Origin of the sequence: Bradyrhizobium sp. U531, assembly GCF_051710265.1 — a bacterium.
In the GTDB taxonomy this organism is placed as follows: Bacteria; Pseudomonadota; Alphaproteobacteria; order Rhizobiales; family Xanthobacteraceae; genus Bradyrhizobium.
In genome coordinates this window covers 115,103-134,739 of record NZ_JASVEN010000007.1, presented here as the reverse complement: position 1 = coordinate 134,739, position 19,637 = coordinate 115,103, and the positions used below count along the sequence as shown (strand labels likewise).

General features: G+C 65.4%; 20 protein-coding genes. 7 read left to right on the top strand and 13 right to left on the bottom strand.

The genetic code is table 11. The annotated features are described in order from the left end of the window. Positions 1-8: 8 nt before the first annotated feature. From QRQ56_RS28095 to QRQ56_RS28085, 3 genes are read right to left on the bottom strand one after another with little or no spacing between them, the layout of a single operon-like run. Positions 9-1,316, bottom strand: coding sequence for an NAD(P)/FAD-dependent oxidoreductase (locus tag QRQ56_RS28095; RefSeq protein WP_438744610.1), 1,308 nt, complete (start codon positions 1,314-1,316; stop codon positions 9-11). Between the two features lie 15 nt (positions 1,317-1,331). Continuing rightward, complete coding sequence (locus QRQ56_RS28090; protein ID WP_438744428.1) at positions 1,332-2,048, bottom strand: HAD family hydrolase; 717 nt, start codon at positions 2,046-2,048, stop codon at positions 1,332-1,334. 48 nt (positions 2,049-2,096) lie between these two features. Beyond that, the gene (locus QRQ56_RS28085; RefSeq protein ID WP_438744427.1) at positions 2,097-3,176 is read right to left on the bottom strand and encodes an ABC transporter ATP-binding protein; all 1,080 of its coding nucleotides are present in this window, start codon (positions 3,174-3,176) and stop codon (positions 2,097-2,099) included. A 211-nt stretch (positions 3,177-3,387) separates the two neighbouring features. On the opposite strand from QRQ56_RS28085, the gene QRQ56_RS28080 reads away from it, so the two are divergent. Beyond that, complete coding sequence (locus QRQ56_RS28080) at positions 3,388-4,326, top strand: LysR family transcriptional regulator (protein ID WP_438744426.1); 939 nt, start codon at positions 3,388-3,390, stop codon at positions 4,324-4,326. A gap of 195 nt (positions 4,327-4,521) precedes the next feature. On the opposite strand, the gene uxuA is transcribed toward QRQ56_RS28080, so the two are convergent. From uxuA to QRQ56_RS28050, 6 genes are all read right to left on the bottom strand, one after another. Then, the gene (uxuA, locus tag QRQ56_RS28075; protein WP_438744425.1) at positions 4,522-5,712 is read right to left on the bottom strand and encodes a mannonate dehydratase; all 1,191 of its coding nucleotides are present in this window, start codon (positions 5,710-5,712) and stop codon (positions 4,522-4,524) included. Between the two features lie 13 nt (positions 5,713-5,725). Continuing rightward, positions 5,726-6,775: an L-idonate 5-dehydrogenase gene (locus tag QRQ56_RS28070; RefSeq protein WP_438744424.1), complete on the bottom strand. Its 1,050-nt coding sequence runs from the start codon at positions 6,773-6,775 to the stop codon at positions 5,726-5,728. Then, positions 6,772-8,178 (bottom strand): TRAP transporter large permease, encoded by a 1,407-nt coding sequence (locus tag QRQ56_RS28065; RefSeq protein ID WP_438744423.1) that lies wholly within the window; start codon positions 8,176-8,178, stop codon positions 6,772-6,774. The genes QRQ56_RS28070 and QRQ56_RS28065 overlap by 4 nt, the downstream gene beginning before the upstream one ends. Positions 8,179-8,182: 4 nt before the next feature. After that, positions 8,183-8,761 (bottom strand): TRAP transporter small permease, encoded by a 579-nt coding sequence (locus QRQ56_RS28060; RefSeq protein WP_438744422.1) that lies wholly within the window; start codon positions 8,759-8,761, stop codon positions 8,183-8,185. A 126-nt stretch (positions 8,762-8,887) separates the two neighbouring features. After that, the gene (locus QRQ56_RS28055; protein WP_438744609.1) at positions 8,888-9,853 is read right to left on the bottom strand and encodes a sialic acid TRAP transporter substrate-binding protein SiaP; all 966 of its coding nucleotides are present in this window, start codon (positions 9,851-9,853) and stop codon (positions 8,888-8,890) included. Between the two features lie 83 nt (positions 9,854-9,936). Further along, on the bottom strand, positions 9,937-10,746 hold the full coding sequence (locus tag QRQ56_RS28050; RefSeq protein ID WP_438744421.1) for a FadR/GntR family transcriptional regulator: 810 nt from the start codon (positions 10,744-10,746) through the stop codon (positions 9,937-9,939). A 142-nt stretch (positions 10,747-10,888) separates the two neighbouring features. On the opposite strand from QRQ56_RS28050, the gene QRQ56_RS28045 reads away from it, so the two are divergent. Together QRQ56_RS28045 and QRQ56_RS28040 are read left to right on the top strand one after the other, a co-directional pair. Beyond that, positions 10,889-12,388, top strand: coding sequence for a mannitol dehydrogenase family protein (locus tag QRQ56_RS28045; protein WP_438744420.1), 1,500 nt, complete (start codon positions 10,889-10,891; stop codon positions 12,386-12,388). A 98-nt stretch (positions 12,389-12,486) separates the two neighbouring features. Beyond that, entirely contained in the window at positions 12,487-12,894 is a 408-nt protein-coding gene (locus QRQ56_RS28040; RefSeq protein ID WP_438744419.1) for a nuclear transport factor 2 family protein, read from the top strand. 49 nt (positions 12,895-12,943) lie between these two features. Here QRQ56_RS28040 and arsC read toward each other — a convergent pair whose 3' ends face one another. From arsC to QRQ56_RS28020, 4 genes are read right to left on the bottom strand one after another with little or no spacing between them, the layout of a single operon-like run. After that, a complete protein-coding gene (arsC, locus tag QRQ56_RS28035) occupies positions 12,944-13,345 on the bottom strand; it encodes an arsenate reductase (glutaredoxin) (protein WP_438744418.1) in 402 nt (133 codons plus the stop codon). Between the two features lie 17 nt (positions 13,346-13,362). After that, complete coding sequence (arsB, locus tag QRQ56_RS28030) at positions 13,363-14,418, bottom strand: ACR3 family arsenite efflux transporter (protein ID WP_438744417.1); 1,056 nt, start codon at positions 14,416-14,418, stop codon at positions 13,363-13,365. A gap of 2 nt (positions 14,419-14,420) precedes the next feature. Further along, on the bottom strand, positions 14,421-14,948 hold the full coding sequence (locus QRQ56_RS28025; protein ID WP_438744416.1) for an arsenate reductase ArsC: 528 nt from the start codon (positions 14,946-14,948) through the stop codon (positions 14,421-14,423). After that, the gene (locus QRQ56_RS28020) at positions 14,941-15,303 is read right to left on the bottom strand and encodes an ArsR/SmtB family transcription factor (RefSeq protein ID WP_438744415.1); all 363 of its coding nucleotides are present in this window, start codon (positions 15,301-15,303) and stop codon (positions 14,941-14,943) included. Before QRQ56_RS28020 ends, QRQ56_RS28025 begins: the two co-directional genes overlap by 8 nt. A 114-nt stretch (positions 15,304-15,417) precedes the next feature. Between QRQ56_RS28020 and QRQ56_RS28015 the strand changes: the two genes are divergently transcribed. The 4 genes from QRQ56_RS28015 to QRQ56_RS28000 are packed head-to-tail and all read left to right on the top strand — an operon-like array spanning position 15,418 to position 19,598. Further along, positions 15,418-15,735, top strand: coding sequence for an ArsR/SmtB family transcription factor (locus QRQ56_RS28015; protein ID WP_438744414.1), 318 nt, complete (start codon positions 15,418-15,420; stop codon positions 15,733-15,735). A 49-nt stretch (positions 15,736-15,784) separates the two neighbouring features. Next, positions 15,785-17,158: an NAD(P)-binding domain-containing protein gene (locus tag QRQ56_RS28010; RefSeq protein ID WP_438744413.1), complete on the top strand. Its 1,374-nt coding sequence runs from the start codon at positions 15,785-15,787 to the stop codon at positions 17,156-17,158. Continuing rightward, positions 17,155-18,342: an MFS transporter gene (locus tag QRQ56_RS28005; protein ID WP_438744412.1), complete on the top strand. Its 1,188-nt coding sequence runs from the start codon at positions 17,155-17,157 to the stop codon at positions 18,340-18,342. Before QRQ56_RS28010 ends, QRQ56_RS28005 begins: the two co-directional genes overlap by 4 nt. A gap of 56 nt (positions 18,343-18,398) precedes the next feature. Then, complete coding sequence (locus tag QRQ56_RS28000) at positions 18,399-19,598, top strand: MFS transporter (protein ID WP_438744608.1); 1,200 nt, start codon at positions 18,399-18,401, stop codon at positions 19,596-19,598. Positions 19,599-19,637: the final 39 nt, after the last annotated feature.

The window sequence follows — 19,637 nt, the reverse complement described above, 5'->3', positions numbered from 1 at the left end:
AATCAATCTCACTGGCCGATCGCATCGAGAAACTGGTACCAGCCCGCGACCATGCGCACGGCGGGCTCGCGCAGCGGATAGAACGGGATCGTCTTCATGCGGGCGATATCGAGCAGGCCGACGTCGGGCGTCTCGCCGCGCGCGAAGGCGGCGAGATAGCGGCCCATCAGGCTCGACATCGCAACGCCGGCGCCGTTGTAGCCGAGCGAAACCAGCGTGCGGTCGTCGAGCCGGCCGATATGCGGCACCGAGTCCAGCGTCATCGCGACGAGGCCGGACCATTGGTAGGCGAGCGGGATATCGGCAAGATCGGGGAAGATGCCAACCATGGCCTTGCGCAGGGCATCGAACGCGGCCTGCGAGTCCTCTTTGCCGAACGCGCCGCGGCCGCCGAAGATGACGCGGTTGTCGACCATGCGGAACCAGCGCATCATGCGTTTGGTCTCGGTGTAGGTGCGCCCCGACGGCATCAGCTTCCCCGCAAGATTGCGCGGCAGCTGCTCGGTCGCGACCATGGCGCTGCGGAACGGGATCAGCGTGCGCTGCAGATGCGCGGTGGCGCTGGTGAGATCGGAATAGCTGTTGGTGGCGATGATCGCCTGCCTCGCGCGCACCGCGCCTTGCGGCGTCTCGGCGACGATGCCGTCCTTCTCGCGCCGCAGCTTGACGACCGGGGATTCCTGGAAAATCGGCACGCCGCGGCCAGCCACGCCCTTGGCGAGACCGCGCAGATAGTTCAGGGGATGGATGCCGCCCGAGCCTGGATTGAGCACGCCGCCGACGAAGATGTCCGAGCCGGTCTCCTCACGCACGCCATCCTTGTCGAGGATGCGGACCTCGGCCGAACCCATCTCGCGCGTCATCCAGTTGGCTTCGTCGATCGCGGCCCGGAGCGTGGTCTCGTTATGCGCGGCCTTGACCTGGCCGGTGCGCACGAGGTGTGCGCCGGCGATACCGTATTCGGAGACCAGCTCCTCGACCATGTCGGTCGATTCATGCGCGATCTCGTACATGCGCTTCGCCATGGCGCGGCCGTGGGCGGCGTCGACCTCGCGGAAGGACAGGCGGAATTTCGCGGTGATGACACCGCCGTTGCGGCCGCTCGCACCCCAGCCGGGGCGGTTGGCCTCGAGTACGATGGGCGCAAGGCCGCTCTTGGCGAGATGGTGCGCGGCAGACAGGCCGGTATAGCCGGCACCGATGATCACCACGTCCGCCTGCTGCTCGCCCGACAGCACGGGAAAGTCGCGCGCCGGCTCCGCCGTGGCTTCCCACAGCGAATTGACCGATGGCAAGGCGCTCCAGTCCCGTGTCATGCTCATGCTCACCAATCAGGCCGCCGGTCCGATCGCCGCGTCCGCCAGCGCCTTCAGCGTCGGGTAATGGAAGTCCGGCTTGGTCAGCGTCTCCACCGCCGGCGTGCCGCCGAACCCCGCGATGCCCTGGCGGCGCTCGATCCAGCACACCTTGTAGCCGAGCTTCCGCGCGATCCCGATGTCGTGGTACTGGCTCTGCGCGACGTGCAGGATGTCGGACTGCTTGTAGCCGAAGGCGGATTGGCGCCCCTTGTTGTAGGCGAAGAACTCGGGATTGGGCTTCGCCACGCCGGTGTCGTCGGCGCAGACGGTGTCGTCGAAGGGATTGCCGAGCGCGTGCGCGTAAGCGGAGAGCGCGACGCGATCGGCATTGGTCATCGCGACCAGCCGGAATTTCGTGCGCAGACGCTTGAGCGCCTCGACCGAATCCGCGAACGGCCCCCAGCGCAACACCGCGAGCTGGAACATGTCGCACGCGGCGTCGTCGGCAGGCAGTCCCAGCTCCTTGGCGAGATGGCGGTAGACGTGGAACATCGCTTCGCTGGAGCGTTCATAGTGCTTGTCGCGGCCGCGCTTGTAGGGCTCGAAGATCTGATCGTCGCTGAGCTCGGAAGACGTCTTGCCCGAGATCTTGCGCACCGCGTCGATCACCCCGGTCTCGAAATCGATCAAGGTGCCGACGACGTCGAAGGTGAGAACCTTGAAGTTGCTGAACGCGGCTTGGGTCGACATGTCGGTTTCTTCTTTCGGTTGGTCAGGTTTTGGTTCAGTTCACCCTTTTCAGTCCACCCTGGGCACGACGATGGTGTCCTCGGGGTGAAGGGTGACGGTGAGGCGGCCGCCGAGCGGCGGGATGCGGCTGTAAGCCTGGTGGTAGCTCGGCTGGCGCAGGCTGAGCGCGACCCCGCCTTCGAGCGCCAGGAAGATGCGCAGGCTTTCGCCCTGATAGACGATGTCGGTAATCGTGCCGGTCAGCCGGTTGCAGCCGATATCCTGCGCGTCGTCGTCGATCAGGAGCTTTTCGCTGTGGACGGCGAGCATCAGGGCATCGCCGTCCGGAATGACGCGGGCGCTGCGCAAGAGCTCATTGCCGAGCGCGACGCTGGAGGCATCGACCCGGCGCACGGGAAGCATGGTCGCCTCGCCGATGAAGCTCGCGACGAAGGAATCGGCGGGATGGTCGTGCAGCCGCTCGGGCACGTCGATCTGGATCAGGCGGCCGTCCTTCATCACCGCGACGCGGTCGCTCATGGTCAGCGCCTCGCGCTGGTCGTGGGTGACGTAGATGATGGTAGCCTGGATGCGCTTGTGCAGCGCGCGCAACTCGATCTGCATGGATTCGCGCAGCTGCTTGTCGAGCGCCGAGAGCGGCTCGTCCATCAGGATCAGCCGCGGCTCGAAGATCATGGCGCGCGCCAGCGCGACGCGCTGGCGCTGGCCGCCGGAGAGTTGCGCGATGCCGCGATCCTCGTAGCCGGCGAGCCCAACCATGCCGAGCGCCGCGCGTACCTTGTCGGGCCAGCTTGCTTTCGGCAGCCGCCGCGCACGCAGGGGAAAGGCGACGTTCTCGCCGACGCTCATATGCGGAAACAGCGCGTAGTTCTGGAAGACAACGCCGATGTCGCGCTTGTGCGGCGGCATGTAGGTGACGTCGCGGCCGCCGAACAGGATCGTGCCCGCGGACGGCAGGATGAATCCGCCCAAGATACCGAGCAGCGTGGTCTTGCCCGATCCGGAGGGGCCGAGCAGCGAGACGAACTCGCCGGCGCCGACACTAAGCGAAACGTCGTCGAGAGCGCGAACGGCGCCATACGCCTTGCTCGCGGACCTGATCTCGACGCTTTCCGCTCGTTTGTCCAACGGATCGACCTCGCCCGTCCCTGCAATGGCGTGCCTCACTGCGCGCCATAAGCCTGCTTTATAGACAGCATTTGGGAGCTTTCAGCGGCGCAGCGTGCGCTGCACCAAATCTTCTCCCGATCACCCTGTCTTTAGGCTGTGATGCCAATGACAACAGACTTGGCAAAATCCGGCAATTGCCAAATTCTCACCCGGCTCATAACATGGCGTTATGCCTGAGCTGCGACGGATGCTGCCCTCGAGTAACGCCCTGTTCGTCTTCGACGCAGCGGCACGCAATGGCAGCTTCACGGCTGCGGCCGCCGAGCTGAACGTCACGCAACCGGCGGTGAGCCGCATGCTCGGCCAGTTCGAGGAGCATCTCGGCGTTCGCCTGTTCGACCGCAAGGCGGGTCGCGCGGTGCTGACCGAGGAAGGCGAGCTGCTCTATCGCCGCGTGCTCGACGGCTTTCGCAGCATCGAGAGCGGCCTCGTCGAGATCGAGCGGCGCCGCAAGGGCACCGAGACGGTGACGCTGTCGGTCTCCTCCGCCTTCACCACGCATTGGCTGATGCCGCGCATCGACAAGCTGCAGAAGCAATTCCCGCAGGTGGATCTGCGCTTCCAGCTGATCTCCGGCGCGCTGCGCGGCCCGGTGGAGAATGTCGACCTCGGCATGCGCTTTCGCGACCGCGAGGAGCCGTCATCCGGCGGCACGCTGGTGATGAAGGAGGTCATGCTGCCGATGTGCAGCCCCTCCTATCTCGGCGAAACCGATCGTGCCGAGGGCAACACCATCATCCGCCTCGCCGAGACGCCGGGCGACTGGGCGGCGGATTATGCGTCGCTCCTCACCGGCCGCCGCGGTGCGGCCAAAGGGCTAAGCTTCACTGACTATGCCGTCGTGGTGCAGGCCGCCCTGCTCGGCCAGGGCATCGCGCTCGGCTGGCTGACGGTCGCCTCGCACTGGCTCTTGACCGGCGCGCTGGTGCCGGCCTCCGACCGGCTCACCACAACGCGCCGCATCTGCGAATTCCTGCCGCCGCGCAACCGGGCGATGCGCCCGATCGCCGCCGAGATCCGCGACTGGATCATCGCGCAGATGCACGGCGAGATCGCCGCGATCGACAAGCTCTATCCGAAGCTCGGCGCGATGGACGCGTGTTATTGAGCGGGCGAAGCAACACTCCCGCTCCCGGATGCGGGCGTCATGCCCGGGGCTTGTCCCGGCCATGACGCCGTAGAAGCATCGGCCCCGCTCTCTCCACGTCATTGCGAGCGCAGCGAAGCAATCCAGAGTCTTTCCGCGGAGGGATTCTGGATTGCTTCGCTACGCTCGCAATGACGATGTGGAGAGAGCTGTGCCCTACCGATGCTCGATCGCCCTGATCGCGCCGCGGAGTTCGGCGAGGCCGCGGAGGCGGCCGATGGCGGTGTAGCCGGGGTTGGTGCGCTTGGTCGCGGCGAGATCGTCGAGCATGCGGTGACCGTGATCGGGACGGAACACGATTTGCTTGCCCGGTGCGCGCTTAGCGTTCTCCTTCAGCAGCGCCTTGAGCACCGCGACCATGTCGACGTCGCCGTCGAGATGATCGGACTCGTAGAACGACAGCCCGTCGGCCTCGCGCTTGGTCGCGCGCAGATGCGCGAAGGCGACGCGCGGACCGAAGCGCTCGGCCATCTCAGGCAGATTGTTCTCCGCCCGCGCGCCGAGCGAGCCGGTGCACAGGCAGATGCCGTTGGCCTTGGACGGCACGGCGTCGAACAGTGCCTGATAGTCGTCGGCGGAGGAGGCAATGCGCGGCAGCCCGAACAGCGGCCGCGGCGGATCGTCCGGATGCAGGGTCAGGGACACGCCGAGCTGCTCGGCAACGGGCGTGACCTGCGCGAGGAATTCCGCGAGATGCTGCCGCAGTATCTTTGGCGAGATGTCGCGATAGGTCTCCAGCCGGTCCCGGAATTGCGGGATCGTCATCGGCTCGGTGGTCGAGCCAGGCAGCGCGCTGGCGATGACCATGACGAGATAGTCGATGTCGGCCTGGCTCATCTTCTCGAACAGGGCTTTCGCGCGCGCCTGCTGCTCGGGCGAATATTCCTGCACGGCGGCCGGACGCTTCAGGATGTGCAGCTCGAAGGCGGCAAAGCGGTCCTGGTCGAAGCGCATGGCACGGGCGCCATTCGGCAGCTCCCACTCCAGATCGGTGCGGCACCAATCGACCACGGGCATGAAATTGTAGCAGATGATCTTGATGCCGGCGGAGGCAACCGCCTCCATGCTGGCGATCCAGGCCTCGATCGACTTCGTCGCCTTGCCCCCGAGACGCTTGACGTCGTCGGGGATCGGAATCGACTCCACCACCGACCAGGTCAGCTGCGAGCGGCCGGGCTGGCCGTTCTCGATGAAGTTCTTGCGCTCCTCGACCGCCTTGCGTGTCCAGGCCTCGCCGATCGGCACCTGATGCAGCGCCGAGACGATATCGCTCGCCCCGGCCTGCCTGACATCGTCGAGCGAGACCGGATCATCGGGCCCGTACCAGCGCCAACCTTCGAGCATCATGAATCGTCTCCGATCAGTTGGCGGTCAGCACGACCTTGACGCTCTGCGAGCGGTCAAGCGCCAACCGCAGCGCATCGGGCGCGGTGGAGAGCGGACGCTCGGCGGTGACCAGCGACAGCACGTCGACGCTGCCGGCCGAAATCAGCTCCACCGCGGTCATGAACTCGAGGCCGAAACGGAACGAGCCGCGCAGGTCGATCTCCTTGGCCATCACCGCATTCGACGGCGTCGGGATCTGGCCGCCCGGCAGATTGCCGATCTGCACCACCACGCCGCCGCGCCTGACGATGCCGATCGCGCTGGCAAGACCCGCGGCCGTGCCGGAGACTTCGAAGGCGACGTCGTAGGGCCGAGATGCGGCCTGCGCTTTCAGTCCGTCCTCACCGCCCGAGACGTTCTCGACATGCGAGGCGCCGAGCCGGGTCGCGAAGGCGAGCGGGGCCGGCGCGATGTCGGCGACGGTGATATCAGCCATACCGCCGCGATGCGCGGCGAGCATGGTCAGCAGCCCGATCGGGCCGGCGCCGAAGATGATGCCGCGCTTGCCTTCGATGTTGCCGGCGCGCGCGACCGCGTGCAGGCAGACGGAAAGCGGCTCCGCGAGCGCAGCCGCCTGATAGGACACGTGATCCGGGATCTTCACGCACTGGGCCGGGATCGCATCGAAATAGTTGGCAAAGCCGCCCTGCATGTGCGGCGTCTTCGAGGCCGAGCCCATGAAGTAGATGTTCTCGCAAAGGTTCGGCCGGCCCTCGCGGCAGGCGGTGCAATGGCCGCACCAGCGCGACGGATTGACGGCGACGCGGTCGCCGACCTTCAGATTGGCCGCGGAGCCCGCGATCTCCACGACCTCGCCGGAGATCTCGTGGCCGAGCACCAGCGGCGACTTCACCACGAAATCACCGGTCCGGGCATGGCGGAAGTAATGCATGTCCGAGCCGCAGATGCCGCCGGCGCCGAAACGGATGCGCACCATGCCGTCTGCGAGCCTGTCGAGCGGATGCTCGACCATGCGCAGATCTTCGGGACCGAACAGGGTGGCGGCGAGAGCGGTCGAGGTCATTTGGAGAGTCCCATGTATTTAGGCAGCCAGAGGGTCAGTTCGGGGATGTAGGTGATCGCGATCAGCGCGAGCATCAGCGGCACCAGCCAGGGCAGGATCGCCACCGTCGTGCGCTCGACCGAGAGTTTTGCGACGCGGGCGAGCACGAACAGCACCATGCCCAAGGGCGGGTGCAAGAGGCCGATCATCAGGTTCAGCGTCATGATCAAGCCGAAATGAATCGGGTCGATGCCGAGCTTGAGCACGATCGGCAGCAGGATCGGCACCAGGATGGTGATCGCCGCCGTGGTGTCGATGAAGCAGCCGACGAACAGGATCAGGACGTTGGCGAGCGCCAGGAACACCCATTTGTTGTGGGTGACGCTGAGCATCCAGTCCGACAGGGTCTGCGCGGCCTGCGATACCGTCAGCAGCCAGGCGAAGATCGAGGCGGCCGTGACGATGAACAGCACCGAGGCCGTGGTCTCGATGGTGTCGAAGGTCGCCTTCGCCACCGTCTTCAAGGTCATGGTGCGGTAGCGAACGAGACCGAGGAACAGCGACCAGATCACGGCGGCGACGGCCGCTTCGGTCGGTGTGAACCAGCCGAGCGTCATGCCGCCGATCAGGATCACCGGCGCCATCAGCGCCATCACCGCCGAGAAGTCGAAGTACCAGTCGATGATCAGCAGCGTGCCGAGACCGATCACGACCGCGACGTTGACCGAGAGGCCGGCCAGCACCATCAGCCAGATCGCCATCGGGAACGAGAGCACGATCAGGATCTCGAGGCCGGCCGAACCGAGCTGCGGCCAGGAGAACGGCGTGTCGCTGCCCCATTTGTTCTTGTGCGCGAAGTAGGTGACCGTCGCCATCATGAACAGCGTCAGCACGATGCCCGGGATGACGCCGCCGAGGAACAACGCGCCGATCGAGACGTTCGCCATCATGCCGTAGATCACGAAGGGCAGCGACGGCGGAATGATCGGCCCGAGCGTCGCCGAGGCCGCGGTGACGCCGACGGAGAACTCGGTGGTGTAGCCGTGGTCCTTCATCGCCTTGATCTCGATGGTGCCGAGGCCGGCCGCGTCCGCGATCGCGGTGCCGGACATGCCGGAGAAGATCACCGAGCCGATGATGTTGACGTGGCCGAGGCCGCCGCGCATCCAGCCCACCAGCGCCACGGCGAATTTGTAGATGCGCCCGGTGACGCCGGCGATGTTCATGAGGTTGCCGGCCAGGATGAAGAACGGCACGGCGAGCAAAGGAAAGCTCTCGACGCCGGCGATCATGCGCTGCGCCAGCGTGACGTCAGGCGTTACGCCGCTGACCAGGATGTAGAGCAGCGACGACGCGGCCATGGCGATCGCCACGGGAACGCCGAGCAGCATCAGGATGAGAAAGCCTCCGAGCAACAGCAGCATGATGTCAGATCTCCGATCCGTCGTAGGCACCGGGGCGTTCGAGGACCGAGTAGCCCTGCCGCCAGTGTTGCAGCGCTGCCTGCAACGAGCGCAGGAACATCAGCACGAAGCCGAGCAGCACGGCGTAATAGACGTAGTTCTTGGGAAAATTGATCGTGGTCATCTGCTCGTCGCCGATGATCTGGATGTAGACCCAAACCAGCTTGACGGCGTAGCCGAAGAAGGCGATCCGGATCAGGTCGATTACGGTCGACAGCGCGCGCCCCACGGGCTGCGGCAGATAACGGTAGAGCAGGTCGACCTGGATGTGCCGCGACAGCCGCACGCACATCGAGGCGCCGATGAACACCACGCCGATCAGACAATAGGTCGCGATCTCCTCGGTCCAGGCGTAGCTGTCGTTGAGCACATAGCGGGTGAAGAACTGCAGGAAGACGGCAAGCGCCATCACCCAGAAGATCGCGAGCGCCACCCAGTCCTCGAAAGCATAGACGCCGAGATCGACCTTCGGCGTCGCCTCCTCCTCGAAGGTATGGGCGATCTCGTCCGCGGTGATCTGCCGGTGGATTTCGGCGGTGGACATGGGGTTGCTCCTGAAACTTGCTGCACGTGATTGACTCACGTCGTTCCGGGGCGACGCGTCAGCGTCGAACCCGGAACCTCGAGATTCCGGGTTCTCGCTTCGCGAGCCCCGGAATGACGGCTGTGGTTATTTCACCGCCTGGATCTTTTCCCAGTCGGCCTTGCGATAGCCAAAGGTCTCGAACGCGACGTTCTTCAGCACGGTGTCGCGGAACTCGTTCTTGTCGACCTCGGTCACGGACAGGCCCTTCTCCTTGAAGAAGGCGACCAGCTTGGCTTCGTTCTGCTTGATCTCGCCGGTGGCCTTGGCGGCGGCTTCCTGCGCCACGTCGGTGAAGATCTTCTTGTCCTCATCGGACAGCTTCTTCCACAGCGCGCCCGCGATCACGGTGTTGAGGTGATCGACGATGTGGCCGGTCAGCACGATGTGCTTCTGCACCTCGTAGAACTTCTTGGCCTCGATCGTGGTGAGCGGATTCTCCTGCGCCTCGACGGTGCCGTTCTGGAGCGCGAGATAGACTTCGGCGAAGGCGATCGGCGCGGTGTTGGCGCCGCAGGCGCGCGGCATCGCAAGATAGGCCGGCACGTCGGGCACGCGCATCTTCAGGCCCTTCATGTCGGCGCAGGTCTTGATCGGCTTGTTCGACGAGGTCTGGCGCACGCCGTAATAGGTCACCGCGACGATGTGGTGGCCGCTCTTGTCCTCATAGCCCTTGGCGAGCTCCTTGAAGATGTCGCTCTTGGTGTAGGCGAGCAGATGGTCGGCATCGCGGAAGGTGTAGGGATAGTAGGTCACGCCGATCGGCGGGAAGCTCTTGGCCGCAAAGCTCGAGCCGGAGATGATGATGTCGACCGAGCCGAGCGAGAGGCCCTGGTTGATATCGGCTTCCTTGCCGAGCTGCGATGCCGGATAGACGTCGATCGCATAGCGCCCGTTGGTGCGCTTGCCGATCTCCTGCGCGGCCCACACCGACGCCGTGTGGAACGGCTCGGAGGTCTCGTAGACATGGGCCCATTTCAGCTTGGTCTGCGCCATGCCGGCCTGTGTGGCAGCCAACAGCGCGGTCGCGGACATCACCGCGGCAATCGTCATTTTCTTCAACACTGACTTTTCCTCCATCTTTCAAGTCTGCTTCTTGTTCGCCCGCGTCCGAAACGGATGCGGGCCGCCCAATCTCATCGCCGGGCGCCGCCCGTCGCACGTTTTGTCTTCGATGCCGGTTTCGGCTTCGATGGTTTTGCCGGCGATCGCGCTGCCCTGCTCCGGCCCGAAGGCTGTCCTGCCGCGCTCTCGGCGCCGAAGTTCTGCGCGAAACGCTCCTGGGATCGCGCCAGATGATCGCGCATCGCCTTGCGTGCGGCATCGGGATCATGCGCCGCGATCGCGTCGCGCACGGCGCGATGCTCGTCGAGCGCGGTGCGCCACGTGCCGGGACTTTCGAAGTAATGTGCGAGCTTGGCGAAATACGGATTGAGGCGCTGGTCGAACAGTTCGCCGACCACGCGCACCAGGACGGCGTTGCCGAGACTGCCGGCGATCGCGACGTGGAAGGCACGGTCGTGCACCATCGAGGCTTCGCCGGGATGCTCGACATTCTCCATCGCGATCAGCGAGGCGTCGATGCGGGCGATATCGTCCTTCGTCGCGACGCGCGCGGCTTGTTCGGCGATGGCACTTTCCAGGAATTCGCGGGCGCGCAGCAGCTCGAACGGTCCCTCGATGACGGAGGCGGCTGCGGGCGCGGCAATTGCCGCGGGCTCGATCACATAAATGCCGGAGCCGACGCGGATGCGAAGGCGCCCTTCGACCTCGAGCGCGATCAGGGCTTCGCGCACCGTCGGCCGCGAGATCTTGAGCTGCTCGGCGAGCTCGCGCTCGGTGGGCAAGCGGCTGCCGACCGCGTACTCGCCGCTGTCGATCAGGCTTCGCAATTGATCGGCGACCTGGCGATAAAGCCGTCTCGCCTCCACAGCTTCCAGCGGCACGCTGGTCCTCCCGAAAGGGTCGCGCGGGGCCTTACCTGCCCGCGGCCCGCCAATTTTGGAAAATTGGTCTTACCAATTGACCGGAGCATTGACCTGATCAGGGCGCCATGTCAAGCAGCGGCAAAGCAAAGGGGAGACGTCCATGCGCCCGGATTCAGCGCGTCTTGGTTCAGCACGTCTTGGTTTGGCCGGTCTCGACCGGCTGCCGCCGGCCGTTCGCCGCCCGGCCTATGACCGCTCGCGCCTTACGCCCGGCATCGTGCATCTTGGCCTTGGCGCCTTTCATCGCGCACATCAAGCCGTCGTCATCGACGACTGCCTTGCCAGGGGCAGCTCGTCCTGGGGCATCATCGGCGCCAGCCTGCGCAGCCCCGACACGCGCGATGCGCTCGCCCCGCAGGCTCATCTCTACACGGTCGCCGTGCGCGCCGCCGAGGGCACCGAGCATCGCGTCATCGGCGCGCTGCTCGACAGCGTCGTCGCGCGCGAGAAGCCGGCCGCGCTGGTCGAGCGGATGGCCGATCCCGCGACCCGCATCGTCTCGCTGACGGTCACCGAGAAGGGCTATTGCCACACGCCGCAGACCGGCGATCTCGACGAGCGGCATCCCGATGTCGTGCATGATCTGAACAATTTCGACGCGCCCCGCTCGGCGCCCGGCTTCATCGTCGCCGCGCTGGCGCGAAGGCGCGCGCAGGGATTGTCGCCCTTCACCGTGCTGTGCTGCGATAATCTCGCCGCCAACGGCCACACGGTGCAGCGCATCGTGACGCAGTTCGCCGCGCTTCGCTCGAGGGAACTCGGCAAGTGGATCGCGGACAATGCCGCTTTTCCTTCCACCATGGTCGACCGCATCGTGCCTGAAACGACGGACGCCGATCGTGAGGCGGTCGCGAACGCGCTGGGGATGCGCGACGCCTGGCCCGTCATGACCGAGCCCTTCACGCAATGGGTGGTCGAGGATCGTTTCACGGCCGGCCGGCCCGATCTTGCCGCCGCCGGTGTGGAGCTCGTTACCGACGTCAAGCCGTTCGAGCTGATGAAGCTGCGGCTGCTCAATGCCAGCCATTCGGCACTGGCCTATCTCGGCTATCTCGCGGGCTATGAGACCATCGCCGACACCATGCAGGATCCGCATTTCGCGCGCCTCGCCGCGCGGGTGATGGAGGACGCCGCGGTGACGCTGACGATGCCCGCCGGCACCGACCTTGCTGCCTATCGGGCCTCGCTGCTCACGCGCTTCTCCAACCCGGCGCTGCATCACCGCACCTGGCAGATCGCGATGGACGGCTCGCAAAAGCTGCCGCAGCGCCTGCTCGGTGCGATGAAAGATCGCCTCGCCAAAGACCTGCCGATCGCGACGCATGCGCTCGCGGTCGCCGGTTGGATGCGCTACGTCGCCGCAACGGACGAACAGGGCCGCGCCATCGACGTGCGCGACCCCCTCGCCGGCGAGTTCGCCGCATTGGCGCGCGAGGCCGGCCCCGTCGCCGAGCGGCTGGCGCCGGCGCTGCTCGGGGTCGAAAAAGTGTTCGGGCCGCTCGGTGCCGAGCCGCGGCTGCGCGAGGCCGTGACCGCGGCGCTCGGCCGTCTTTATAAAGAAGGCGCGCGGCGGGCGGTGGAGACGCTGGTCTCGGCCTGACCACTGAGTGGGCATGCTGCACTGCAGTCCAAATCTCAGCGCGATTTCGGACGGAAGTCGCGCTTGATTTTTGCCTGTCCTTGCCGCACCGGGGAAGCATGACAAAGGACAGCAAGGTTATCGCCGCCAACGCGGCCTTCTACACCGCCTTTTCGACCGGCGACTTTGCCGGCATGGAACGGATGTGGGCGGACGACGACGGCATTTCCTGCATCCATCCGGGCTGGCCGGCCATTATCGGCCGCGCCACCGTGATCGGAAGCTGGCGCGACATCCTGCAAAACCCGGAGCGGCCGCAGATCGTCTGCGCCGAACCGCAGGCGATCGTCGACGGCGACAGCGCCCGCGTGCTCTGCATCGAGATCGTCGACGGCACCGCCCTGGCCGCGGCCAACCATTTCCGCCGCGTCGGCGACGAGTGGCGACTGGTGCATCACCAGTCGAGCCCGATTGCGCAGATTGTCGAGCAGGCCGAGGACGATCGTATGAGCCACCGCGTGCACTGACGGGGCGAACACGCAAGGCCTGACCGGACACTCGCGCACTGCGCGGCAGCTATCGCCCCTCCACGACCTCGCCGTCCTCTTTCACAAAACGGCCGACGGGGTTGTCGAGGAGATCGACGACCGCTTCGGAGGGGCGGCACAAACGCGCGCCCTTTGTCGTCACCACGATCGGGCGATTGATCAATATGGGATGCACGAGCATCTGATTGATCAGTTCATCGTCGGACCATTTGGGATCGCCGAGGCCGAGGTCCTTGTATGGCGTACCCTTCTCGCGCAGCAATGCGCGGACGGTTATTCCCATGGCTGCGATCAATTCTTTCAGCTTTTCGCGCGATGGTGGCGTCTTGACATATTCGATGACGACGGGCTCGACGCCGCTCTGCCGGATCATCGCAAGCGTGTTGCGCGAGGTGCCACAGTCGGGGTTGTGATAGATCGTGACACTCATGGTCGGATCTCCGTGCCTCACTGACGGGCTTCTAGGGCCGTCGAAGCTCTGCTGGCACCGGCCTCGTACCAGCCCCTTGTCGCCTTGACGATGCGGACGACGGACAGCATCACCGGGACCTCGACAAGCACGCCGACCACGGTTGCCAGCGCAGCGCCGGAGTCCAGGCCGAACAAGCTGATCGCGGCGGCGACCGCGAGCTCGAAGAAGTTGCTCGCGCCGATGAGGGCGGCTGGGGCTGCGACGCACCAAGCCACGCCAAATCGCCGGCTCAGCCAGTACGCCAAGCCCGCATTGAGATAGACCTGCACGAGAATCGGCACGGCGAGCATGGCGATGACCAGCGGCTGCCGGACGATCTGCTCGCCCTGAAAGCCGAATAGCAGCACCAACGTCGCGAGAAGCGCAGCCAGTGACAGGGGCTGCAGCGCCCGCATGACGCGATCGAAGCCGGTCGCGCCGCTTCGTAGCAGCACCTTGCGCCACAGTTGCGCGACGATCACGGGAACCACGATGTAGAGCAAGACGGAGAGCAGCAGCGTGCCCCAGGGAACGCTGATCGAAGCAACTCCGAGCAGCAGGCCTACCAGTGGCGCGAAGAGGAACACCATAATCACGTCGTTCAGGGCGACCTGGCTCAGCGTGTAGTGAGGCTCGCCCTCGCACAAATTGGACCACACGAACACCATCGCGGTGCACGGCGCGGCCGCCAGCAGGATCAAGCCGGCGATGTAGGACGAAATCTGGCCGGCCGGCAGCAGCGGCGCGAACAGGTGGCCGATGAAGAAGGAACCGAGCAGCGCCATCGAAAAGGGCTTCACGGCCCAGTTGATGAAAAGCGTGACACCGACGCCGCGCCAATGCTCCCGGACCTGACCGAGCGAGCCGAAGTCGATCTTCAGCAGCATCGGCACGATCATGAGCCAGATCAGCACTGCGACCGGCAAATTGACCTTGGCCACTTCGGCCGCCGCGACCGTGCCGAAGAAGCCGGGCATGACGTGACCCAGCACGACGCCGGCGACGATACAGAGCGCAACCCACAAAGTGAGGTATCGTTCGAAGATGCTCATCGTCAAGCCACGTCGTTTCTGTCCGACGTCGCGCCGTCGGAGCGGCCGATCTCGCGCAGCCGAGTGCCGAGCGATAGCTTGTCGATGCTCCTGAGCGGCAGGTTCACAAAGGTATCGATCCGATTTTTGAGATAGCGGAAGGCAGTGACGAATGCCGCTTGCTTCTCCAATTCGGAACCTTCGGCTGCAGCAGGGTCTTCAATACCCCAATGTGCCGTCATCGGCTGGCCCGGCCAGATCGGGCAAGCTTCGCCGGCGGCGTTGTCGCAAACCGTGAAGACGAAATCCATCACAGGCGCATTGGCAACCGCAAATTCCAGCCAGCTCTTCGAACGCATGCCGTCGACCGGGTAATCCATACTCTCGAGCGTGCGCAACGCGAGTGGATGCACCGCGCCCTTGGGCGTGCTGCCGGCGGAGAAGGCGCGAAAGCGGCCGGCGCCGTCTTTCCGAAGGATCGACTCGGCCAGGACGGATCGTGCCGAATTACCGGTGCACAGGAACAGCACGTTGTAGATGGGGTCAGGCACGGCTTCGTTCCTTCCGTTTCGGCGTGCAGCAGGATTGCAACGTCTCGACGACGGGATTGCAGACCTCCGGTCGCCCGCCGCAGCAATCGCGCAGCAGGAAGAGTGTGACGTCACGGAATTCGTCGAGATTGGCGCGGTAGACGATCGAGCGGCCATGCCGCTCGGAGGAGACGAGGCGCGCCCGGGTCAGGATCGCCAGATGCGCGGAGAGCGTGTTCTGAGGCACCTCCAGCAGGCGGGCGAGGTCGCCCGCGGCAAGGCCGTCGGGCTCGTGCCTGACCAGCGTCTGGAATGCCTCCAGACGGGTCGATTGGGCCAATGCGGCGAGAGCGAGGACGGCTTTTTCGGTTTCCATATATCCAGATTTATGGAACTAAAGGGGCGACGTCAACTCCAATTCTGCCGCACTAATTCGAATATTCTAGAAATATAGTTTGACAAGGTGTGTGAGCGGGCGCACCGTGAGGTCATGAAGATCGCCGATGCAGCTCAACGTTTGGAGGCCCTGGGTAACCAGACCCGGCTTCAGATCTACCGGGCGCTGGTCCGGGCCGGACATTCCGGCATGCCCGTCGGCCGTCTGCAGGAGAAGTTGAAGGTCCCCGCGTCCACGCTGTCGCATCACATCAAGACCCTGGTTGCAGTCGGGCTCGTCAGTCAGGTCAGGGAATCGACGACGTTGATCTGCCACGCCAATTTCGACGCGATGCGGGGCCTGGTCGATTTCCTGGCAGCGGAATGTTGTGCCGACGAAGCGGGATGCAAGGGCGCGCAAACGGCGGCGTGAATCATTTGTCCAATCATTCGATGATTCTAGAAATATGGGAGAACGCGGAATGAACGCCAAGCCAGTCGTCAAGACGGTCGCCATCATCGGAGCCGGGCCGGTTGGCCTCGCCGCGGCGGCACACGTGCTCGAACGCGGACTCGCTCCCGTCGTGCTCGAAGCTGGGCCCGAAGCCGCGCATGCAGTCCGTCAGTGGCAGCATGTCCAGCTTTTCTCGCCGTGGGAATACAATGTCGACAAGGCGGCGGCGCGGCTGCTCGCGCCGACGGGCTGGAATTCGCCGGACCCGCACTCCTATCCGACCGGAGGCGAGCTGATCGAGCGATACCTCACGCCGCTGGCAACGCGCACACCGCTGGGCGAGACGATCCGGACCTCGAGCCGGGTCACGGCGATCAGTCGCGCCGGCTTCGACAAGGCGAAGACCAAAGGCAGGGAGCAGGCGCCGTTCGAAATCCGCTATCAGAACGGCAAGGGCCCCGAGGTGCTTCACGCTGATGCCGTCATCGACGCGTCAGGCACGTGGTTCTCTCCCAATCCCGCTGGCAGCAACGGTTTGCCCGCGATCGGCGAGCGCGACCGCGCCGACCGCATTGCCTATGGCATGCCGGATGTGCGGGGCACTGAACGTGCCAGATATGCCGGCAAGACCGTTGCCGTGCTCGGCGCCGGCCATTCCGCGGTGGGCACCTTGATCGATCTCGTGCAGCTCGCGGCCGAGGGGCCGCCCACCCAAGCGATCTGGTTGTTGCGCGGCGCCGATCCCGCAAAGGCGTTCGGCGGTGGTCGCAATGACAAGCTTGCCGCGCGCGGCGAGTTGGGCTCGACCTTCGCCGCGCTCGTGGCCGCCGGGAAGATCAAGGTCGAAACAGGCTTCGGCGTCACGCATGTGTCTGACTCCGAGGGCCGCCTCAGGATTTCGACTGGCAGCGGCTGCGGTGCGCAAAGCGTGGTGGCGGATCAGCTGATCGTCTCCACCGGCTTTCGTCCCGATCTTTCGTTCCTGTCCGAGCTACGGCTGCGGCTCGATCCGGCGATCGAGGCTCCAGTCGCACTCGCGCCGCTGATCGATCCCAACGAGCATAGCTGCGGCACGGTTCGGCCGCACGGAGCGCGCGAACTCGCACACGACGAGCCGGGCTTCTACCTTGCCGGCATGAAGTCCTACGGTCGTGCGCCGACCTTCCTGATGATGACCGGATACGAGCAGGTCCGCTCGATCGCGGCCGATATCGCCGGCGACAAGAAGGCCGCGGCGCGCGTCGAGCTCGTGCTGCCGGAGACCGGCGTCTGCACCCGCGCCGGTGTCGAGGCGGCGGACGCGGGATGCTGCGGCGGTCCGGCGAAGGCGGAGCCGTCGGCCTGCTGTGCCGCCGATGAAACGGCCAAGACGGAAGGTCGCGCGGGGTGCGGTTGCTCATGACGAAGTTCCCGGCGGGCCGGGGGACCGGTCCGCTCGCAATCGTCTTCGCACTCGGAACCGCGCAGACCATTGCGTGGGCGTCGAGCTATTATCTGCCTGCCATCCTGGCCGGGCCGATTGCGCGCGATCTCGGTCTTGCGCCGACCTACGTGTTCGGCGCGCTGTCGGGTGCGCTCGTCATCTCCGGCCTGCTCGGGCCGCGCGTGGGACATGCCATCGATACGTTCGGGGGGCGTGGTCTGCTTGCGGTCTCGAACCTCGTCTTCGTGGCAGGCTTGCTCCTCCTGTCTCTGGCACATGGCGTTGCAGTGCTGATTGCGGCCTGGGTGTTGCTCGGTATCGGCATGGGCATGGGCCTCTACGAAGCGGCGTTCGCGACGCTTGCGCGCATCTATGGCAGCAATGCGCGGCGGACCATCACCGGCATTACCCTGATCGCGGGTTTCGCCAGCACGCTCGGTTGGCCCCTCACGACGTGGCTGGCCTCCGAGTATGACTGGCGCATCGCCTGCCGGGTGTGGGCGGCGATCCATATCTGTCTGGCACTGCCGCTCAATCTGTCGCTGCCGCGCGCCGTTCCGTTGGACCAGCAGCCGCGGCCGGATCCAGGCGGGGGCCAGATATCCGGACGGCAGAGCGAGACGTTCGCGATGCTGCTGCTGGCTTACATGTTCGCGGCCGCAAGCTTCGTCAGCTCGGGTGTCTCGGCCATTCTGCCGACAATGCTGGTTGCGTTCGGCGCGACGCCGGCGCAAGCCTTGCTCGCAGGCGCCCTGATCGGGCCCGCGCAGGTCGGTGCCCGCCTGCTGGAAGCCGGATGGCTCGGCCGCTTCCACCCGCTGCTGTCGGCCCGGCTCGCCATGCTGATGAATCCGATCGGCGTGGTTGCGTTGGTCGCGGGCGGCCCCGTGCTCGCATCGACTTTCACGGTGCTGTATGGCGCAGGCAATGGCATCATCACCATTGCCCGCGGCACGCTTCCTTTGGCGCTGTTCGGGCCGGCGGGCTTCGGCAGACGTGTCGGCATGATCTCGATGCCGTCCCGGGCCACAGGCGCGCTCGCGCCACTCGCACTCGGGGTCATGGTGGAGCATCTTGGCAGCAGTGCGCTATGGATCAGTGCGCTGGCCTCGATCTCCGCGTTTTTCGCGCTTCTGTTTCTGCGTGCAGACCAGGCAAGATAGGATCCGAGGGGGAGGCGAGCATTCGGAGCTTGAGCGGGAGGCCGCTGATCGCGGTGATGTGTATCGGCCAGCTCGGCAATTTGCTGCCGCACGTCACGCTGTCCGCGAATTTGGCGCAGCATCTGATGCCGGCGTGGGGCCTGTCCGCCGCCGAAGGCGGGCTGATGGCGAGCGGCTATGCGTTCGGCTACATGCTCGCCGTCCCCGTGCTGACGACGCTGACCGATCGCATCGATGCGCGGATCGTGCTGCTGTGCGGCTCCATCGTCAGCGGCCTTGCGACCATCGCGTTCGGCATCTTTGCGCAGGGGTTCTGGTCTGGCACGCTCATCTGGTCGCTCGCAGGCCTGGGCTTTGCCGGCGCCTACATGCCGGGGCTGAAGGCGTTGACGGATCGATTGCCCGCTGGTGACACCTCGCGACCAGTGACGCTGTACACTTCGAGCTTCTCGGTCGGCGTCGGACTGTCATTCCTGGTTGCGCAAGTCCTGGCCGATCGCTGGGGATGGCGGACCGCGTTCTACGTCACCGGCATCGGCCCGATCGCGATGGTTGTTGCATGCCTCCTGATCGAGGGCCGGCGGCCTGTCCCGAAGACGGGACGGTTGCTGGATTTCGCACCCGTATTCGCCAATCGCGACGCGCTCGGCTACATCCTCGGTTACGGCGCGCACTGTTTCGAGCTCTACGGCATTCGCACCTGGCTGGTCGGATTCTGGACCTTCGTCGTTGCGCATCAAGGCGGGCCGTCCTGGATGACGCCCGTGCTGATGAGCTTCTGCTTCGCGGTGATCTCGATGCCCGCCAGCATCCTCGGCAACGAGGCCGCCCTGAAGTTCGGACGGCATCGCGCCATCACGATCGTAATGATCGCGTCTGCCTGCATCGCGCTCGTCATCGGCCTCAACGCAACGGCACCCGCATGGGTGCTCGCGCTGCTGCTGATGCTCTACGGCCTGACGGTACCGGCGGACTCGGGCGCGTTGACGGCAGGCATGTCGGCCGCGGCCGTCACTGAGCATCGGGGTGCAACGCTGGCCCTGCATTCCACGGTCGGCTTCGGCTTGTCAGCTGCCGGCGCGTGGGGAACCGGCGTCGCGCTCGACATCGCCGGCGGTCCGCAGAGCGCGAATGGCTGGCTGCTGGTGTTCGTCGTGCTTGCGATCGGAATCCTGTTGGGTCCGTTGGCGTTGCTTTGGGCGCGCAAGACAAAGGGACCCGCGGAATGGAAAGGCGGCTTGTCCAATAGCCCCTGAGCGCTTCCAAGGTCACCGAAGTTGCTTGCGCGTCGGCAA

What these genes read in the sequence shown, in the direction of transcription:
- QRQ56_RS28080 (WP_438744426.1), top strand. Translation starts at nt 3,388, where the DNA reads ATGCCTGAGCTGCGACGGATGCTGCCCTCGAGTAACGCCCTGTTCGTC.
- uxuA (WP_438744425.1), bottom strand. Translation starts at nt 5,712, where the DNA reads ATGATGCTCGAAGGTTGGCGCTGGTACGGGCCCGATGATCCGGTCTCG.
- QRQ56_RS28060 (WP_438744422.1), bottom strand. Translation starts at nt 8,761, where the DNA reads ATGTCCACCGCCGAAATCCACCGGCAGATCACCGCGGACGAGATCGCC.
- QRQ56_RS28020 (WP_438744415.1), bottom strand. Translation starts at nt 15,303, where the DNA reads ATGGAAACCGAAAAAGCCGTCCTCGCTCTCGCCGCATTGGCCCAATCG.
- QRQ56_RS28095 (WP_438744610.1), bottom strand. Translation starts at nt 1,316, where the DNA reads ATGACACGGGACTGGAGCGCCTTGCCATCGGTCAATTCGCTGTGGGAA.
- QRQ56_RS28015 (WP_438744414.1), top strand. Translation starts at nt 15,418, where the DNA reads ATGAAGATCGCCGATGCAGCTCAACGTTTGGAGGCCCTGGGTAACCAG.
- QRQ56_RS28045 (WP_438744420.1), top strand. Translation starts at nt 10,889, where the DNA reads ATGCGCCCGGATTCAGCGCGTCTTGGTTCAGCACGTCTTGGTTTGGCC.
- QRQ56_RS28010 (WP_438744413.1), top strand. Translation starts at nt 15,785, where the DNA reads ATGAACGCCAAGCCAGTCGTCAAGACGGTCGCCATCATCGGAGCCGGG.
- QRQ56_RS28055 (WP_438744609.1), bottom strand. Translation starts at nt 9,853, where the DNA reads ATGACGATTGCCGCGGTGATGTCCGCGACCGCGCTGTTGGCTGCCACA.
- arsB (WP_438744417.1), bottom strand. Translation starts at nt 14,418, where the DNA reads ATGAGCATCTTCGAACGATACCTCACTTTGTGGGTTGCGCTCTGTATC.
- QRQ56_RS28090 (WP_438744428.1), bottom strand. Translation starts at nt 2,048, where the DNA reads ATGTCGACCCAAGCCGCGTTCAGCAACTTCAAGGTTCTCACCTTCGAC.
- QRQ56_RS28005 (WP_438744412.1), top strand. Translation starts at nt 17,155, where the DNA reads ATGACGAAGTTCCCGGCGGGCCGGGGGACCGGTCCGCTCGCAATCGTC.
- arsC (WP_438744418.1), bottom strand. Translation starts at nt 13,345, where the DNA reads ATGAGTGTCACGATCTATCACAACCCCGACTGTGGCACCTCGCGCAAC.
- QRQ56_RS28000 (WP_438744608.1), top strand. Translation starts at nt 18,399, where the DNA reads ATGTGTATCGGCCAGCTCGGCAATTTGCTGCCGCACGTCACGCTGTCC.
- QRQ56_RS28040 (WP_438744419.1), top strand. Translation starts at nt 12,487, where the DNA reads ATGACAAAGGACAGCAAGGTTATCGCCGCCAACGCGGCCTTCTACACC.
- QRQ56_RS28065 (WP_438744423.1), bottom strand. Translation starts at nt 8,178, where the DNA reads ATGCTGCTGTTGCTCGGAGGCTTTCTCATCCTGATGCTGCTCGGCGTT.
- QRQ56_RS28070 (WP_438744424.1), bottom strand. Translation starts at nt 6,775, where the DNA reads ATGACCTCGACCGCTCTCGCCGCCACCCTGTTCGGTCCCGAAGATCTG.